At 44.5% G+C, this 16,638-nt stretch carries 18 protein-coding genes and 2 tRNA genes; 10 read left to right on the plus strand and 10 right to left on the minus strand.

What is annotated here, in order from left to right:
• Positions 1-400: 400 nt before the first annotated feature.
• Positions 401-2,668, minus strand: a complete 2,268-nt coding sequence (locus RMO55_RS13160) for a glycogen debranching N-terminal domain-containing protein (RefSeq protein WP_396134299.1) — start codon at positions 2,666-2,668, stop codon at positions 401-403.
• A 291-nt stretch (positions 2,669-2,959) separates the two neighbouring features.
• Here RMO55_RS13160 and RMO55_RS13165 point away from each other — a divergent pair.
• A tRNA-Leu gene (locus RMO55_RS13165) sits at positions 2,960-3,043 on the plus strand.
• A gap of 141 nt (positions 3,044-3,184) precedes the next feature.
• Here the strand turns inward: RMO55_RS13165 and RMO55_RS13170 are convergent.
• From RMO55_RS13170 to RMO55_RS13205, 8 genes are all read right to left on the minus strand, one after another.
• Entirely contained in the window at positions 3,185-3,832 is a 648-nt protein-coding gene (locus RMO55_RS13170; RefSeq protein WP_310427177.1) for an HpsJ family protein, read from the minus strand.
• A 58-nt stretch (positions 3,833-3,890) separates the two neighbouring features.
• Complete coding sequence (locus tag RMO55_RS13175) at positions 3,891-4,592, minus strand: cyanoexosortase A system-associated protein (RefSeq protein WP_310427179.1); 702 nt, start codon at positions 4,590-4,592, stop codon at positions 3,891-3,893.
• Positions 4,592-5,455 (minus strand): cyanoexosortase A, encoded by an 864-nt coding sequence (crtA, locus tag RMO55_RS13180; protein WP_310427182.1) that lies wholly within the window; start codon positions 5,453-5,455, stop codon positions 4,592-4,594. The genes RMO55_RS13175 and crtA overlap by 1 nt, the downstream gene beginning before the upstream one ends.
• A gap of 439 nt (positions 5,456-5,894) precedes the next feature.
• Complete coding sequence (locus RMO55_RS13185; protein ID WP_310427184.1) at positions 5,895-6,650, minus strand: PEP-CTERM sorting domain-containing protein; 756 nt, start codon at positions 6,648-6,650, stop codon at positions 5,895-5,897.
• A gap of 395 nt (positions 6,651-7,045) precedes the next feature.
• Positions 7,046-7,750 (minus strand): endonuclease III, encoded by a 705-nt coding sequence (gene nth, locus RMO55_RS13190; protein ID WP_396134296.1) that lies wholly within the window; start codon positions 7,748-7,750, stop codon positions 7,046-7,048.
• Positions 7,747-8,508, minus strand: coding sequence for a biotin/lipoate A/B protein ligase family protein (locus RMO55_RS13195; protein ID WP_310427186.1), 762 nt, complete (start codon positions 8,506-8,508; stop codon positions 7,747-7,749). The genes nth and RMO55_RS13195 overlap by 4 nt, the downstream gene beginning before the upstream one ends.
• Positions 8,509-8,629: 121 nt before the next feature.
• Positions 8,630-9,586, minus strand: a complete 957-nt coding sequence (locus RMO55_RS13200) for a protein phosphatase 2C domain-containing protein (RefSeq protein WP_310427187.1) — start codon at positions 9,584-9,586, stop codon at positions 8,630-8,632.
• A gap of 132 nt (positions 9,587-9,718) precedes the next feature.
• Entirely contained in the window at positions 9,719-10,345 is a 627-nt protein-coding gene (locus RMO55_RS13205) for a DedA family protein (protein ID WP_310427188.1), read from the minus strand.
• A 318-nt stretch (positions 10,346-10,663) separates the two neighbouring features.
• Between RMO55_RS13205 and RMO55_RS13210 the strand changes: the two genes are divergently transcribed.
• From RMO55_RS13210 to RMO55_RS13235, 6 genes are all read left to right on the plus strand, one after another.
• Positions 10,664-11,140 carry a hydrocarbon-binding protein gene (locus tag RMO55_RS13210; protein ID WP_396134300.1) on the plus strand — a complete coding sequence of 159 codons (477 nt, stop codon included), beginning with the start codon at positions 10,664-10,666 and terminating at the stop codon, positions 11,138-11,140.
• Between the two features lie 113 nt (positions 11,141-11,253).
• Positions 11,254-12,129 carry a DUF4388 domain-containing protein gene (locus tag RMO55_RS13215; protein ID WP_310427191.1) on the plus strand — a complete coding sequence of 292 codons (876 nt, stop codon included), beginning with the start codon at positions 11,254-11,256 and terminating at the stop codon, positions 12,127-12,129.
• 171 nt (positions 12,130-12,300) lie between these two features.
• Positions 12,301-12,777, plus strand: a complete 477-nt coding sequence (locus RMO55_RS13220) for a hydrocarbon-binding protein (RefSeq protein WP_310427193.1) — start codon at positions 12,301-12,303, stop codon at positions 12,775-12,777.
• Between the two features lie 62 nt (positions 12,778-12,839).
• A complete protein-coding gene (locus RMO55_RS13225) occupies positions 12,840-13,205 on the plus strand; it encodes a roadblock/LC7 domain-containing protein (RefSeq protein ID WP_310427194.1) in 366 nt (121 codons plus the stop codon).
• A 161-nt stretch (positions 13,206-13,366) separates the two neighbouring features.
• Entirely contained in the window at positions 13,367-14,248 is an 882-nt protein-coding gene (locus RMO55_RS13230; RefSeq protein WP_310427196.1) for a DUF4388 domain-containing protein, read from the plus strand.
• Positions 14,249-14,254: 6 nt separating this feature from the next.
• Positions 14,255-14,815, plus strand: a complete 561-nt coding sequence (locus tag RMO55_RS13235; protein WP_396134297.1) for a GTP-binding protein — start codon at positions 14,255-14,257, stop codon at positions 14,813-14,815.
• A gap of 80 nt (positions 14,816-14,895) precedes the next feature.
• Here RMO55_RS13235 and RMO55_RS13240 read toward each other — a convergent pair.
• Positions 14,896-14,980 (minus strand) — tRNA-Ser (locus RMO55_RS13240).
• A gap of 99 nt (positions 14,981-15,079) precedes the next feature.
• On the opposite strand from RMO55_RS13240, the gene RMO55_RS13245 reads away from it, so the two are divergent.
• The 3 genes from RMO55_RS13245 to RMO55_RS13255 form a co-directional block, all read left to right on the plus strand.
• Entirely contained in the window at positions 15,080-15,448 is a 369-nt protein-coding gene (locus RMO55_RS13245) for a 2Fe-2S iron-sulfur cluster-binding protein (protein WP_310427200.1), read from the plus strand.
• 30 nt (positions 15,449-15,478) lie between these two features.
• A complete protein-coding gene (locus tag RMO55_RS13250; protein ID WP_310427201.1) occupies positions 15,479-16,039 on the plus strand; it encodes a thermonuclease family protein in 561 nt (186 codons plus the stop codon).
• A 263-nt stretch (positions 16,040-16,302) separates the two neighbouring features.
• Positions 16,303-16,638: NAD(P)H-quinone oxidoreductase subunit M (locus RMO55_RS13255; protein WP_310427206.1), on the plus strand; the 336-nt coding region annotated here is incomplete at its 3' end.

Here is a 16,638-nt window from a genome sequence, read left to right on the forward strand (position 1 = left end):
GAAACCAGACTATCTTTAAGGTTAAAGTTAGATGGATTAACTAGTCGATCTCTTGAGTTGCAAAAGCAGGACAAGTGAAGGATTTCGCTATTTATCTATAATTCTACCGCTTTTATTCGCACGGTGCGATCTTACCTCATTGGATTGGGCTATTTTACGATGCTCTGACGGTGGTTCGATCTAGGTACTGGCACAAGTAACCTTCCTTCGCCCGAACCGCAATCGATCTCGTTATATCTAAAGTACCCACAAGTTCCCTGGGATCTCTCTTGTCGTCGAGAATATTTGAAATTAGAGGGTAGAGGGTAGGGGGTAAAGCTTAAAGGGGACTTAGGGACTATTCCAGTCCAAAATTCACCCAGTCCCCCATTTCCCGTCCAAGCTCTCCCCAGTAGAGATCCTAAGCTTCGATCGTCACTCGTAAATTACCACGTTTTTTCATCACGCGACAGGAAGTGGTCGATCGAGAAGTTTCGCCCTCAGCCGCTGATTCGCGGGTAAATTCCAGATCGATGAGGGTTGCACCCACCCGTAGATTTTTAAAAGAGAGTTGATGAATGCTTGCTGGTAAAGCGGGATCGATAATTCGCAGATAGTTACTAGGCGCGTCGGGGACGAGGTTAACCATCATTTGAAGTAATTGGAACACTGTACCCGTTGCCCACGCCTGGGGGGAACAAGCCACGGGATATTGAATGGGACTGTGCCCAGAGATCCGTTCGTAGCCGCAGAAGAGTTCAGGGGGACGGTGGTAGGGCTGATGGATGGTCATGTCCAAAATACCTTGCGCGATTTCTAATGCTTGTTCAACAGCTCCGATCGATCTCAAACCCATTGTGATCAGACTATTATCATGGGGCCAGACCGATCCGGTATGATAACCGATTGGGTTGTATGCTGGGGAGAGACTACTAAGTGTCCGGATACCCCAACCACTAAACATATCGGGCGCACGCAGTCTTTCGGCGACACTTTTGGCTTTTTCGGGATACAGCAGTCCATGCTGGAGACATTGCCCAGGATTGGAACCGATCCCATCAACCTGTTTCCCCGCACCATCCAGAGCCATCGCCAGAAAATCTCGATCGGGTATCCAGAAATCGTGGTTAAATCGTTGTTTCAGGCTGTGAGATTCCTGTTGCCACCGCGTGGCAAGTTCGTTTTCCTGGCGAATTTTTGCCAGTTCGCTCATCCGAATTTTGGCGGCATAAACATATGATTGGACTTCACACAGGGTAATCGAGCCAGTGGCAATTTTCCCATGTCGATCGACAATACAATCGCTAGAGTCTTTCCAACCCTGATTTACTAGTCCCCGTGCCGATGTCCGAAAATAGGGCAGATAACCAGTCTCGGCACATAGTCGATCGATCCACGCCATTGCCGCTACCGCATTGTCCCACAGCAGATCTAATGTGTCGGTATCGTGAGTCCAAGCATAATATTCGGCGTACAACATCAACCATAATGGCGTGGCATCGACAGTCCCATAATAAGGTGTATGGGGAATTTCCTGGCACCGAGCCATTTCCCCCATCCGTAATTCATGGAGAATTTTCCCTGGCTGTTCTTCCCGCCACTCATCATCGACTTTCCCCTGATATTTCGCTAGTACCATCAAGGTTTCGCGGGCAATCGTCGGATCTAAAATCAGAATCTGACTGGCAGCAATAATCGCATCCCGTCCAAATAAGGTACAGAACCACGGTACGCCCGCAGATAGTACCATCCCTTTACTACTAGGGTTATTGGCGGTGGAGTTGGCAAGATCGAAGGTCTGGCGTAATAAATAGATGTCCTGTTCTGCACGTTCGATCGCCTGATTGATTTTTGGATTATCGGTGCGAATCTGGGTAATTTTCGATCGCCAGTTATCTTCCTCCATCGTCTCCGCTGCTTTAGCCTGAAACAGTGCTGTCGGACTATTCACCCGCGAAACAGGGCGATTATTCATCAACATGTCCAAGCGATAGCCAATCTGATAACTGGCATGAGATTCCAATTCAATCTGCCAGATCGCGGTATAGCCTTGGAGCGTGTTGGGGAGACCATGCACAAATTGAATATGTGACTCTAAAATTGCTCCATCCAATCCCTGATAAGCCATTGTCAATTCATTTACAGCCGATGAATTATCTGCGGCAACTCGACGCAATAAACCACCCCGACGTTGACGGTGAAAGCCTCGAATCTCAAATAAGTCCGAAAAGTCAGCGTCAAAACTCAAACTCAATTCAAAGCTGACAGGGGTTGTATTGTAATTGTGAATAGTTAGTTCTTCAAACAAACTCCCATTTAGGACGAGTTCCCGTTGAATACTAATCGTTTCGGCATTGATATTCGGAATCGTCGGATTGGTACAAAGTGCCGAGAGTGCAAATCCTTTATCCGCATTGCAGGTAAGCAAAATTGGCGAACGCCCAGCAATTTGCAATTCTAACCGACTCAGGAAGCGGGTATCCCGGCAAAATAACCCCAGACTGGAAACTGTTTCATCTCGCGAACAGCCAGAAATATTACCGAGCGTGTCAGTAATGAGAAATAAATCGTCATCTTTGAGCGTAAGCGTGGGTTGAGTGCGATCGCTAACCACACAGCCCCATTCAGGAATATCTAACTCACCAGCCGGAACAAAGACTCTTCCTTCAAGTTCGATCTGATTTGACACAGTGATACCTCTTGCGACGCGGTAAATGACACCAATAATTTGTAATGTCTGGGACACAGAAATCGATTCGGCTCCAGTAAAAGCGAAACTACAGCCGAATTTAGAGTTCAGATCTAGATTCTAACGGTGAATTGCCTCCTTCGACTCAACCCTCGTGTGTGAAGAAATATCTGCGACGGCAAATCGTCGTTGGCGAAGCCACTCTGTAAGAGAATCGAGTGGCTTGCATTAGCTACCTACTTATGGTATATTACTTATCTGTGGCGCGTTTTTAGCGTCTCAATCGCACTCGGGGGTGTGGTGGAATGGTAGACGCGACAGACTTAAAATCTGTTATCTGTAACGGATGTGCGAGTTCGAGTCTCGCCACCCCCATCTATAAATAATTTTTAACTCATAACTAGTAAGATATAAGTAAAAGCTGAGTTGTAGAATCTATTTCTACAACTCAGCTTTTGTGTTTGGGTAGGATTGGAGTATGATTATGAGCTAAAGCCTAAAGCCTAACACCTAGACTTATTGTCTCGCCCAGGCAGTTCCAGCCCAAATCCGAATAAATAGCACACCTGATACTAAAGCACCCAAGCCCCATTTAACGGCATTTTTGATCAACGCCAACTTTTGACCGCCTTTAGTAATCGAAGCCTGATCTTTCAAGTTTTTCTCTGCGGCTGTCGCTTCTTGGATCATTTTCTGTTGGAAAGCTTTTGGGTCGGTGGCATTAGGCACGCGATTATTCTTGATAAACGCTTCTATTTGTGCTGGTTGCGCTTTCTCCATTTGGGTTTGAATCTGCTGGACTTGAGTGATTTTCGGGTCGAATTGCGCGCTGATTTGAGCTTCACTGCGCTCGTTGAGACCAGGTGGTGTAATAAAGAAAACCACCACCAAGGCAAAATAGAAGATTCCAGCTAGCAAAGCAATCCAAGACAATAGCTTTAGTAATAATAACTCTCTGGTTTTGCGAGCTTCTTGGTTGCCATAGAAAGCTAAGATAAAACCGATTAGCGGCACAGCGGATCTTTCCACAAAACCCCCAGCAGTTTGAAACTGCCAGCCTGGGTTGCTCAATTGGAGGGGAATAAATGCACTAATTACATCAAACAGTGTCAGTAGTAATAGTCCATAACCAACAACGCGAAATAGAACTAGAATTGGAGTCATCTTAGAGTAGCACCTTTAATTTAATTCGATCGAAATACAGAAAGTTAAGTGAAAAATTTTATGCTGCTGGAAAATTAATTTGCCACCAGCGCACCCAATTCACGCCTACGGTTTCCAATGTTTTCATCGTAGCATCAGGAGCGGCTTCATCGATCGGGGTAGATAGAATTGTCCAGAGACAGCGACTATCCCTGAGTGTTTGCCGACCCAATAGCCAGGGCAGCAACCGCTGGACGGGGATGCCACTCGATAGTGGGTTGGGATTACTATTCGAGTGAAACTGATCTCCCGTTACGGTCGTAATTCCCTGCGGATTGATACAAGTACCAAAATAAGCTGTTTTCTGATCGACAAATAAGCTATAAAAACCCAAACCAGGTTGTTGTTTCATCGTGGTAGGATCGATCGCCTTAGTGGGAATTTGGGTAAAAGCTGTCAGCATTTGGTCCATACTAGGTCGATTGGCTACTCCATCAGTGATGTAGCGGATCTCAACCTCAATTGGTTTTGGACTGTTTTGGTAGCGATACGTTCTCCCATTTACGACCATTTTGTTCTTGAATGTATAAGCAGCTAATGGTTTGCTGGCCAACATCGGCACATTTGCCAATGGTACATTTGAGGGGAAATCAAAAGCAGCAGGTTCTTTCAGACTGGATTTCGCTGGATTATTGATGAGGGCATTACCCAGTACGCCGATAGCACTAACGCAGAGGATCGATAGCAAAGATTGGCGCGCCAAATTAGGAATAGAAATCATCACTCTGGCTCCTCCTGGGTGACTAGCTTAGGTGTAAATACTTTAATCAGTAGCCACACGAGCAGCACTAATAGAAATGTCCCAATCACCGAAAAGATCAGAGAACCCGAACCAGTGTGCCAGTATTCAAAAGCTTCCATCTGTTTTTGAGATACTAGAATTGCCATCAGTGCCACCCGCATCGCATTAACGATAAACCCAATGGCTACGGCTGCTATCGGTACAACCAATTTTTGGAACCATTTCCAAGGTAAGGGTAACAGCATTAGAAATAAAATTGACATTCCCAGTAATTGAGTCATCGCAACGACACCAGAACAGCCGCTATAGACCTGAACGCTACCGCCTGGAAGCTGAAGATAAATTCCCTTTTGAATCACGGGAAAGCCTGTATACCAAAGCATGGAAGCAGCAAATTTAGCGGTCAGAGGCGAAGGATCGGTAAGCTTGGCTAATAGAACTTCGGGAATGCCAGAGAAGAAGAGGAGAACGAGTTCGCCTCCATATACTTTTAATCCCCGAAATCCAGAGGCAATCAGGGCTAAACCGATGCCAGAGAAAAATGGGTAGGCAATTAGGAAAGATTCCTCACAATATCCTGCAGTTTTGAGTAAGAGGATCGAGAGTAGGAGTGCGCCGAGCAAACTTGCAACTATTCCGGTTTGGAAATTTAGCTTGTCCTGTCGCTCCCAGATTAAATAGCCAGCGGTTGCCCAAAATAGCATACTGGTAATTTGACGATCTGGACTACCGATTTTGAAAATTAGGGTGAGATGGATAGCAACAATCGCCGCACAGAGGACTATCAATAAAAAAGCTGGTGATGTTAGGGAGATGCGTTTAAAAAAAGCCTGTTCTTTCATGCTTTCTAGATGTTGTGTCAATTGTCTGCATTCGTGATGCAGCAGAGTCGCTGCGAATACAGGCGATCCGCCTTACGAAGGAGCGGCATGAGGTGGTATTTTTCCCGTCGATCGAGAAATTTGGTTCGGTATCTGGAAACTACCAACCTTAGTATTGCGTATCTTGGTTAATATCTTTAATTTTTGCCATAAGTAAATTTCGGCGTTGCTGAATTGGGTATGAAAAAATAGAGAGGAAATGGGGCGCGGGGCACAGGAGGGAGTTTAATCAGTGATTGTTTGTTTCAAAAATGATGAATTATACTTAACTGTCTAGCCCCCTCCAATTTACAATAAAAAAGCACTGCTACTTGCAGTGCTTTTGGATTGAGAAGATCGAACTTCACGCTCAAATCGAAGCAGACTAGATTTTTCGATCGATCTGTTGTCCGTCGAGTGCCTAGACTTTGTCAGTTGCTTTGAGTTTTTTTCTCATCCGTAGAGCTGCTGTACCACCAACGAGAGTACCTACAATGGTGAAAGGTTCGGGGACTTCAGCTCCAGGAACGATTGTATTGACATTACCTAAAGTTGCAACTTCAAGACTGCTCAATTCATCATCAAAAATCACAATCTTACCTACCATCCCAGCGGAAGCCTCTAAACCTCCAAAGAAATTGTCATCTTGGAAAAATTGAATGATGCCTTGTGTAAAGCTACCGTAGCCAGTAGCAGTATCATCAAATGAGAATTGTTGCATCCCATTAAAATACCCACTAAATGCTCCAGTCAAACCATTTCTGGTCAGGACTAGTCTTACAGTTTCATTATTACCAACCGTTACACTATTGTTGCCGACAACAGGATAAGGCGTTAAGTTGCCATCTTGATGAAAAATACCTGCATCAGAGAGGAAATTTTTAAAATCGATGACTTTATTGTAACCCACTGTATTGGAAAGTTTGTAATCTACCAAGATAGAATACTTATGCTGACTGATCGCGCCAGTTAGGTTCAATCCTTGATTAGCCGCGAAGGAGTAACCATTAGCAGCTAAAGTTCCACCATTGGTAACCAAACTTGGACCACCATAAGAGTCTGCTAAGGTATTGTTAAGGTTGTAAGCGTGGGTGATTGTTGCAGCTTGAGCTGTTCCCATCCAAGCGGAAACGGTACCAATCGACAAAAATGCCAATGCCAGACGTTGATAATTCATGTTTTAGATCCTGTGCTGATTTTCTGTTTACGCGGGAAGAATCGAGGGGGCGGAAGATCTTGTGAGGACGGAGGCAAAGACTAATCTGCTTGCTTTTCGCTATCCTATATCTACCTTCGTGTTATTAGACTACCCAATATTCTCTAAAAAGTAGCTAAAATCCAAAATAAATATTGTTTTATTTTATACAAAAAACGAGTAAGTGAATTATTCGGCTTTTTAACCTTAAACCTAGCTCATATTAGTGCTAATACAGTCTTTGCTAGTATCTCGAACAATGAATATACGTACTTATTCTGTTGATTAGAGTATTATTTTGCTTGACTAGATAGATTTAGATACGTGTTCTGGATGGTAAATATACTGAGATGTTGTAAGTGGAATTACGGTTGACCTTATTTCAGCGGCACATTACTACTAATTTTAGTTTTTGTTTCAACTCTAAGTATTCGATGTGCTGATGGACATAATTCGGCTAGTTCACAATCGGGACAATTAGGTTTTCGGGCATTACAAATAGCTCGTCCGTGATAGATAGTCATAATCGAAAAATTTTCCCAATCTACTTGGGGAATTAGTTTCATTAAATCTCGTTCGATTTTAATCGGATCTGGATGGGTGGTTAAACCGAGTAAGTTTGTTAGGCGTTTGACATGGGTATCGACGGTGACACCTTGAATATTGCCAAAGGCATGAGCGGAAACGACATTAGCGGTCTTTCTGGCTACACCTGGTAATGTGAGAAGCTGTTCCATTTGTTGAGGAACTTCACCGTTAAATTCTGTGACAATTTTACGACAAGCACCTTGAATATTTTTAGCTTTATTGTGATAGAACCCAGTCGATCTCACTAATTGCTCGAGTTCGAGAATATCTGCCTCCGCCATCGAGCGAGCGTCGGGAAATCTCGCAAATAGTGCTGGGGTAACTTTATTCACTCGTTCGTCGGTACACTGAGCAGAGAGAATCGTCGCGACCAAAAGCTGTACGGGAGTTGTATAATCTAAGCTACAGGTGGCATCTGGATAGAGTCGTTTTAATCTGAGCAAAACTTCTAACGCTCGTTTTTTTGTAGATTTCCATTGACGATCGATACTCATAATGCTGCTCTGATTTGCGACCACTCTCGATCTGATAATGGTTGAGTCTCAAATTGTACCTGAAAATGACCTGCGGCGGCACTAGTAAGAGCATTAACGATCGTGGGAATAGTTAACTGTAAAATTGGTGTAGGTGGCAGAGAGATCGATTCACCAAATACTTTTTCAAATAGTTCTAACTCTGGATTGAGTCGCATCGAGCCATGTTGAAGAATTGCCCCAGATTTAATTAATTGGGCACTACCGATTAGTTTATAACCATCCGCACACACTAGATCTGCACTCGTCGCCGTACCAAAACAATTGGGGTTGTGAATATAACCTTGTCCGGCGGTACCATATGCTAACTCGATATCTAGCGATCGCCAACCATCGATGAGGAACTGACAAATTTGCTGATATACTTCTACTCTTTTGCCTCCAAACTCCGATCCAATTAAGGCATAAGTAAGATCGCCTTGATGCAGTACTCCGCGTCCGCCAGTTGGCCGTTTGACGATATCGACAAGACGATTTTGCCAAGTTAGAGATTGCCAATGTTCGGGGTAGTTTCGTTGATGATATCCTAATGAAATCGTTGGACTAGCCCAAGTATAAAAGCGTAATGTCGGTGAAATTTGACCTGAAATATGTTGTTCTAATAACCACCGATCGATCGCCATTTGCATCTGTCCATTAATGTTGTTGACATTACTAGAAGAATCGTCTTTATTCTCAAGAATTGGTGGAATTAATCGCCAGGTTGTTAGATTAGTCAATCGCTCGAGATTATTAACGTTATGAGAGTTATGGTGATGGCATATCCCAGAGAGGAAAGGGGGGAGCGGGGAAAGACTGTACTTCACAATTTAAGAAAGTGCTCTAACTAACCACTAACAATTAGAATTCTAGAATTCCCACCGTGATATTATCTTGTCCACCCTGTTGATTGGCATAGCTAATTAGGTGATGGGCGATCGATCGACTGTCAGAAGCTGGCGATTGCTGAGTTAGATGATAGAGATAGGCTGGATCTGGGGCGTAGTTCCACAAGCCATCGGTACAAAGAATGAAATAACCCTGCCCAGGGATTGGGAAAGTAGCAATCGTTGGTTTGCCATCATCACTGGTGTCTGCACCCAGCCAGCGGACGATCGCGTGGGCGTAAAGCGATGCTTCGGCTTCGGCTGGGGTGAATTTGCCTGATTCGATCGCGTCGCGCATCCAGGAGTCATCTTGAGTGAGCTGAAGAGATTTATCTGCGGCGAGCCAGTATGCCCGACTATCTCCCAACCAGCCAATTGTGGCAATATTATCGCAGACGATCGCCGTGACAATTGTCGTAGAAGATGGATCGAGATCGGAATTCGGATCGATCGGAATCCCAGTCACCGCCTGAAGTGCAGCCTCAACACCTTGGCAAATTGCATTAGCTGCATCTTCAATTCCCGATTGAATGGCAATTTCGATCGCCTGAAGACAAGCAGTCGTCGCAGAGTGGGAAGCGAGTTCGGGCTGTTGGGAACTAGATACGCCATCGCAAACGACGAGAATGTATGTCTCAGGATCGATAAATTTTAAGGCGATCGCGTCTTCATTTTGATGGTGTCTGCGCCCTCGATCGCTTATGCCAGCTAGATTAGAGGCAGGCTGGAGTTCGATCCGATCGTTGGAGATAGCCACTTGCCGCAATCCACATTCAATGCAATATCGATCTCGATCGATTTGGCTCGATGGAGCACCACATTTCTGACAACCATCACCAATTATTTGGGGAGTTTTAACGAGATTCACCCCACATTCTTCACAAAATCGATCGCTTATTGTAACTATTTCCCCACATTGATGACAGTTCATAGATGTTCTTGTGTGATGTTCAAGCTCGATCTTTCCAGGGAGAGGCAAATGTCTGACGATGTGTGGGTTCCTTTACCCTTTAACCTTTACTCTTTCCCCTTTACTCCACCATTTAATTTAGCGAAGCAATGGCTATTCGCCTTCACCTGCTTTCGATGCAGCACGAGACTCCAGCCAGATTGGTACTACAATCCAGGCGATCGCGATAACTAATGCACCGATCGCAAACTTGCTTACCCAGGTGAGCAACTGTTCCAGCGAAACTACTCGCCCGACGAAAAAGGCGAGCGTAGTCATTACTGTTGCCCAAGCCGTCGCCCCAGCCAAATTCACAGCGAGGAATTGACCGATCGGCATCTCCACAACACCAGCCATCGGACTTGCAAATATCCGCAGCAAGGCAATAAATCGACCGAAGAAGACGGCTTTAACGGCGTTTTCGCTGAATTTGGTCTTAATCTCCTCCAACTGCACTTCTTGGATGCGGAAGACTTTTGAGAAAGCAAGGATGAGCTTCCAGCCACCATACTTACCGATGAAATAGCCACAGATACCACCAATAAAGGCTCCCATCGCCGCACATGCAAGGACGAGCCAATAATTTAGTTCCCCACTCCCAGCCAAGAAACCACCGACGATCGTGATGGTTTCACCAGGTAATGGAAGCCCCAAATTTTCTAACAGAATGCCTACAAAGACAGCGAGATATCCGTATTGACTTGCCAGTTCCTGGATTGTCTCTAGTGATAGGAATTCCATCTATACCTGAAACGAGATAACTTTACAATTCTATATTAACTGAGGAATCGGGATTAGGAAATCTGAATTTTCACCCAAAGCTTGCCTGGTGAAGAAGTATCGATGGTTTACATAGAGACAACCAAATCTTGATAGCTATTGTTAGCAAGTGTTCTGGGAATGGGCACAATAGCGACAAGGCAATCTAAAGTCGATCGATCGACTTTTGCTGACTGGCTGCTCTGATGGCAAATTCACAGGTTTGAGATGCTCTTTCTTCAGCGGGTACACCAACACATCGTTTCCACTTTTGCCCAGTATCCCAACAAAATTATGAATATGCCAAATTCGATCGCCAACCGTCAAACCTTAGGAGAACTTATCAGCATCGTTTGTTTCAAATCAGTCATTACTGGGATGGAAGAAGCTCTTGGTGAAAAAGCTACTGCGATCGCCATGATTGCGGCTGGACGCGCTCGTGGTAAAAACTTAGTTAAAGATCTGGGCTTATCCAATTCCAGTCAAGATTTGAGCACCATTGCCGTTCGGTTAAATGATGCAGTTGGCAGTGCAGGTACTCGTCTAACTATTATCGATAAAATCGTTCGAGATGGAGATCTGATTAAAGTTTATTGTGATGAAACTGTCTGCTCTGCTGGTGAAGCTCCAGGATCTAATCGAAAAAGTACTTTTACGATCGGTGCGATTTGGGGTGCATTAAGCGAAATTACTGGTAAGAAATTGCGCGGTATTCATACTGAATCTGTCTTGCGCGGTAGTACTCACGACGTGTTTGAATTTAGCATCGTTGAATAATAGCGATTCAACTATGAAAATTCGATCCGACAAAACCCGAGCATATTTTGCCTAATGTTTTACAATTTTGTCGCCAAAATATTTAATTACGCTCATAGATGCTGGAGATCTAAATGTCACTAGCTGGCTATTTATCAGAATATTCATTAATCGAAATCTTTAATTCCGTTGAAGACGGCGATAAAACGGGGTTACTGTCGATCGAGCCAGATCGATGCCTGAGTCGCTCGATCGATAATTCTTATCGGATCTCATTCCAAAACGGACGCATTATGTCCGTAACTAATGGATCTCGATTACAGGAGCGAGGTTTACTTCAGATGATGGCACAACGACAATGGCTCTCATTAGAACAGGTTACTGGTTTATCCATCCATGCGAGTAAACTGGGACAACCACTGGGTACTTATCTCAAATCTTGCAATACACTCGATAGTTCCCAGCTTAAATTACTCTTTGATGCTCAAGTAGTTGCCAGTATCTGCAAACTATTTGGGGAAACTCATCACGGACGGTTTAGCTTCGATCCTCAAGCAGCATTAATCTACACTGAAATGACCGGAATTAGTCTCCCAGCTAAAGAGGTATCTCTGTTGGGCTTGAGGATGTTGCGAGATTGGAGTAGTTTAATTGCCAAATTACCCGCACCTGAATCTAGGATCCAAAGATGCTCCGCCCAGCCGCCAAATCTACGGCTGGATACTCAGGAATCAAAAGTCTGGAATCTAGCTCTCGGAGAGCTATCGATCGCCCAAATTGCGGAACAATTGGGGCTGAGTATTGACAAGGTTCGACAGATTGGCTTTCGCTTGAGCGCGATCGGGTTAGTTCGAGAGATCGCACCCCCAGTTGTTCGTCTAGCAATCGATCTCGATGCTGAGATCGTCAATGAAGCAACATCAACTTCTGTTAATGATGGCAAGGAAGTTGTACAGATCTCTGCTTCATTCTTAACTAAATTAATCGGTTTTCTGAAGAAAAATACTTGACAATGACTTTCGATGCTGCTGTTAGCAAATGTTCTTCGCTGGGCACTCTAGAGTAGAGACGTATTAATGTCTATCGATCTCTGACTGCTAAAGGATTGCCACACGGCAAATCTACAAGCCGAGATTTAGTGGTTTCAAGCTCTCATCTATGATCTAAACAAATTTACTAATATGTCAAACTCACTCTCTAGCCGCCCAACACTGGGTCAATTTAGCAGCATCGTTTGTTTCAAATCAGTAATTACTGGAATGGAAGAAGCTCTCGGCGAAAAAGCGACGGCAATCGCTCTCATTGCGGCTGGACGCGCTCGCGGTAAAGAATTAGCTAAAAGCTTGGGTCTATCCGGTTCTACTCAAGATTTGGCAGTCATTGCGGCTAAATTAAACGAAGCAATTGGTGCTAATGGTACTCACCTGACTGCTGTCGATAAAATCGTCCAAGAAGGCGATCTCATCAAAGTTTATTGTTCCGAAACTGTCTGTTCTGCTGGCGAACCTCAAGGTTCCAATCGCAAATGTACTTTTACGATGGGTGCAGTTTGGGGCGCATTAACTGAAGTTACTGGCAAAAAGTTACGCGGTACTCATACTGAATCAGTTTTACGCGGTGGTACTCACGACGTATTTGAATTCACCACTGTTGAATAATCGACTGAATTAGTCGGCATTAAATTTTCAATCTAACTCACTTATATCATCAGAGGAATATCATGGGCGCGAGTACGATCGGTGGAATTTTACAGAACTTTGTCTCGGGTACAGCAGATGTCCAGGGTGCAGCCTTGGTATCTCCAGATGGCTTACCTTTAGCCTCTAGTCTTCCCGCTGCTATGGACGAAGAACGGACTTCGGCAATGTCTGCGGCGATGCTCTCCCTCGGCGAGCGGATCGGTAAAGAGTTGGCACGCGGTAACGTTGAGAAAATCTTGGTTGAAGGTGCTGATGGTTATGGCATTTTGATGGGTTGTGGCGACGAAGCAGTCTTACTTGTTTTAGCTAATCAATCCGCTAAACAAGGTTTGTTAATGCTAGATATCAAAAGAGCTGTGACTGAAATTAAAGCTGCACTAAACTAACTGTCTGCTCAGATCCCCGACTTCTCGAAGAAGCGGCTCGCGTTCCTCGGGTTCCCCGAGGGTTTAGCGAGACAAGACAGTCGGGGATCTGTCCTCTCCATAATGTTCGACAATTTTTCTATATAAATATTTACTCATTCTCAAATATGTTGGAGCTATAAATGTCCCTTGCTGGCTATTTATCAGAATATTCATTAGCCGAAATCTTCCATTTCGTGCAAGATGGCAATCAAACAGGTTTACTATCGTTGGCAACGCCGCTCGGTACGAGAATCGAGCCAGTTTCTGGATCGACTAAATCGACTAGCAATACCTATTCTCTTTCATTTCAAAGCGGACGAATTATGTCTGTTATCAATGGCTGGGAGCACAAACCTTTGCTCAAGACAATCGAGCAGCGGCGATGGCTTACCCCAGCGCAAATAAAAACGATCGAAACTCAGCTAAGTCAATTACCTCAACCATTGGGTACTTATCTTAAATCGCGTAATTTAATTAATACCGAGCAACTCACCTTACTCTTTAATTCTCAGGTAATTGCTACCACCTGCAAATTGTTTGAATTGCATGATGGACAGTTCAAATTCGATCCCGAAGTAAAATTGAATCATGCTGAAATGACTGGCATCAGTTTAACCGCTCAAGAATTAGCCCTACTAGGGTTGAGAATGTTGAAAAATTGGGATGGATTAACTGCAAAACTACCCGCGCCGGAATTTGCACTCCAAAGATTTTCGACCGAACTCAAGGGACTCAGACTCGATAGTCAGGAATTTAAAGTTTGGCAATTAGCTCTTGGAGAGATGTCGATCGCTCAAATTGCTGAAAAACTAGAATTAGAGATTGCCAGAGTCCAACAAATTAGCTTTCGATTAAGTTCGATCGGATTAGTCCAAGAGGTATCAGTCGAGCCACCACAGCCACCAATCGACCAAATGCGGGATGTGCCAAAACCGATCTGTGTTGGCGGTGGTAATGCGAATACCCCCATATCGGCTTCGTTTTTGAGTAATTTGATGGGCTTTCTAAAGAAAAAGGGTTGACAAATAATGGAAATTATGAATTTAGTTATCACAGGCACGGTAGGGGCGGGGAAAAGCACCTATATTCGGTCTGTGAGTGAAATCGAAGTTGTCGATACTGACAGAAAAGCTACTGATGATGTGTCAGATCTCAAGCAAAATACCACTGTTGCGATGGATTTTGGCACCCTGCAATTTGGTGATGAGATGGCACTGCATATCTATGGTACTCCGGGTCAGGTCAGATTCGACTTTATGTGGGAGATTTTGATCGAGCGCGCTCATGCTTATGTGCTCCTGATTGCCGCACATCGACCTGGTGAGTTTCACCATGCACGGCGAATTATGAATTTCATGAATCGCCGTGCGCAGATTCCGATGCTAATTGGGATTACCCATAGTGATTGCGAAGGTGCTTGGAGCAGTGAAGATATTGCCCTCGCATTGGGTTATCAAGACATTACCCAGCAACCGCCGATCGTGCTGGTAAATGCTGAAGATGGCGAATCGGTAGCCATGTCATTGATTACCTTGGTCGAGCACTGTCTGCAATCTAATGCTGGTGCGGAAACGATGGTTAGTGTCTAAGATTGAGCCACTAATGCCCTAGCTCCATAACACAAATAAGCTCCAGACTGCAACGAGTCTGGAGCTTATTTTACTAGTTACGGAGAAGGTGGGATTCGAACCCACGGTAAGTTGCCCTACACAGCATTTCCAGTGCTGCGCCATCGACCACTCGGCCACTTCTCCACGCAAACTTAGCGCGGATTTTAACGCTTAACTAGCATAACCTAGACTTTTACTAACTGTCAACTGATAATAATATTAACTAGGAGTTAGCCACGAATCATGACTCGCAATTATCAAATCAAAATCTACGATCGAAAGAAAGATACATATCATCAAGTCATTGTTCCGAGCGATCGATATATCCTCCACAGTGCAGAGCATCAAGGCTTGGAACTCCCCTTCTCTTGTCGAAATGGTGCTTGTACTGCTTGTGCCGTGCGGGTAATATCTGGAGACTTATATCAACCAGAAGCAATGGGATTGTCTCCTCAGTTGCAAAGTCAAGGTTATGCACTGCTCTGTGTCAGCTATGCTTGCTCCGATCTAGAAGTCGAAACCCAATCGGAGGACGAAGTCTACGAGCTTCAGTTCGGCCGATACTTTGGCAAAGGCAAGATTAAATATGGACTGCCCTTAGATGAAGAATAAATGTAGTGGAAAGTTGAAAGTTGAAGAATTATGAGTCGTGGTTTTAGATCGCGTATTTTGATGGGAATATTGGGATTATTCTTGTTGGTTGGCTGTCAAGCGTCGTCCCCACTGAGCTATCCCAAGATCCAGATCGGTCGCGCGATTAGCGGACAATCGATAGAATGGATCGACAGATCTCAACAACCACCAGTCATTCAACAAGGCAGATTGATTGGCATCGATGCACCAGATTTGGGGCAAGAACCCTGGGGAAAGCAGGCAAAACAACGACTGGAGGAATTAATCGATATTCCAGATCGAGACGGTGTGAGCGTCGAATTTGAAGGGACAGAGGCTGATAAGTATGGCCGGAGATATGTCTATCTATGGAAAAATGGTCGGTTAATCAACGAACAATTAGTTAGAGATGGCTGTGTTTTGGCAAGTATGAGGATTCCCAGTTCGTCCAGTGTCACGCCCAATGGTGCCAAGTATCGCGAACGTTTTACCCGTGGAAGTCAGTATGCACGCCTAATGGGAGCAGGTATCTGGAATCCCGAACAGCCGATGCGGATGAGTCCATCTGAATTTCGGAAAGAGGAGCGATAATTAGTGGAAAGTTGAAAGTTGCGACGTGTGTTCTGGAGGGAACCTCCAGGTTGAACACGTCAAGACAGAAAGTTGAAAGTTGGGGTTTCGAGTGGGGAATTTAGATCTTCGTAAGACGATCCCGATCTAGAATAGATAGACTCAGCAAAGATCGTCTCTTCTGCTCTGCCTTCGGCTAGCTATTACCAACACGTTGGCTTAACCTGTGCTTCGCGCCTACAAAATTTTCAGATCGTCGCTTTCGACTTTCCACTAAACTCATGATGTTACTAAAATCAACAACTCGCCACATTCACATCTATACGGCTGAAGTAAAGAAAAATGAACTAATTCCCAGCGAACAAGCTTTGACATTAGATGTCGATCCTGACAACGAACTCGTCTGGAGTGAAGACGCACTGCGAAAGGTTTATGGGCAATTTGACGACTTGGTTGAATCCTATAGCGGAGCCGACTTAACTGAGTATAATCTGCGCCGAATCGGATCGGATCTCGAACATTTTGTGCGATCGCTACTCCAAAACGGTGAGATCGGTTATAATCTCGACAGTAGAGTGTTAAATTACAGCATGGGTTTACCCCAAGTAGTCAGTAAAACT

This window comes from Chamaesiphon sp. VAR_48_metabat_135_sub, from assembly GCF_031418915.1.
Classification (GTDB): Bacteria; Cyanobacteriota; Cyanobacteriia; order Cyanobacteriales; family Chamaesiphonaceae; genus Chamaesiphon.

What these genes read in the sequence shown, in the direction of transcription:
- RMO55_RS13185 (WP_310427184.1), bottom strand. Translation starts at nt 6,650, where the DNA reads ATGAATTATCAACGTCTGGCATTGGCATTTTTGTCGATTGGTACCGTT.
- RMO55_RS13220 (WP_310427193.1), top strand. Translation starts at nt 12,301, where the DNA reads ATGTCAAACTCACTCTCTAGCCGCCCAACACTGGGTCAATTTAGCAGC.
- RMO55_RS13225 (WP_310427194.1), top strand. Translation starts at nt 12,840, where the DNA reads ATGGGCGCGAGTACGATCGGTGGAATTTTACAGAACTTTGTCTCGGGT.
- RMO55_RS13210 (WP_396134300.1), top strand. Translation starts at nt 10,664, where the DNA reads ATGCCAAATTCGATCGCCAACCGTCAAACCTTAGGAGAACTTATCAGC.
- RMO55_RS13230 (WP_310427196.1), top strand. Translation starts at nt 13,367, where the DNA reads ATGTCCCTTGCTGGCTATTTATCAGAATATTCATTAGCCGAAATCTTC.
- RMO55_RS13235 (WP_396134297.1), top strand. Translation starts at nt 14,255, where the DNA reads ATGGAAATTATGAATTTAGTTATCACAGGCACGGTAGGGGCGGGGAAA.
- RMO55_RS13245 (WP_310427200.1), top strand. Translation starts at nt 15,080, where the DNA reads ATGACTCGCAATTATCAAATCAAAATCTACGATCGAAAGAAAGATACA.
- RMO55_RS13205 (WP_310427188.1), bottom strand. Translation starts at nt 10,345, where the DNA reads ATGGAATTCCTATCACTAGAGACAATCCAGGAACTGGCAAGTCAATAC.
- RMO55_RS13175 (WP_310427179.1), bottom strand. Translation starts at nt 4,592, where the DNA reads ATGATTTCTATTCCTAATTTGGCGCGCCAATCTTTGCTATCGATCCTC.
- nth (WP_396134296.1), bottom strand. Translation starts at nt 7,750, where the DNA reads ATGAGTATCGATCGTCAATGGAAATCTACAAAAAAACGAGCGTTAGAA.
- RMO55_RS13250 (WP_310427201.1), top strand. Translation starts at nt 15,479, where the DNA reads ATGAGTCGTGGTTTTAGATCGCGTATTTTGATGGGAATATTGGGATTA.
- RMO55_RS13215 (WP_310427191.1), top strand. Translation starts at nt 11,254, where the DNA reads ATGTCACTAGCTGGCTATTTATCAGAATATTCATTAATCGAAATCTTT.
- RMO55_RS13200 (WP_310427187.1), bottom strand. Translation starts at nt 9,586, where the DNA reads ATGAACTGTCATCAATGTGGGGAAATAGTTACAATAAGCGATCGATTT.
- crtA (WP_310427182.1), bottom strand. Translation starts at nt 5,455, where the DNA reads ATGAAAGAACAGGCTTTTTTTAAACGCATCTCCCTAACATCACCAGCT.
- RMO55_RS13170 (WP_310427177.1), bottom strand. Translation starts at nt 3,832, where the DNA reads ATGACTCCAATTCTAGTTCTATTTCGCGTTGTTGGTTATGGACTATTA.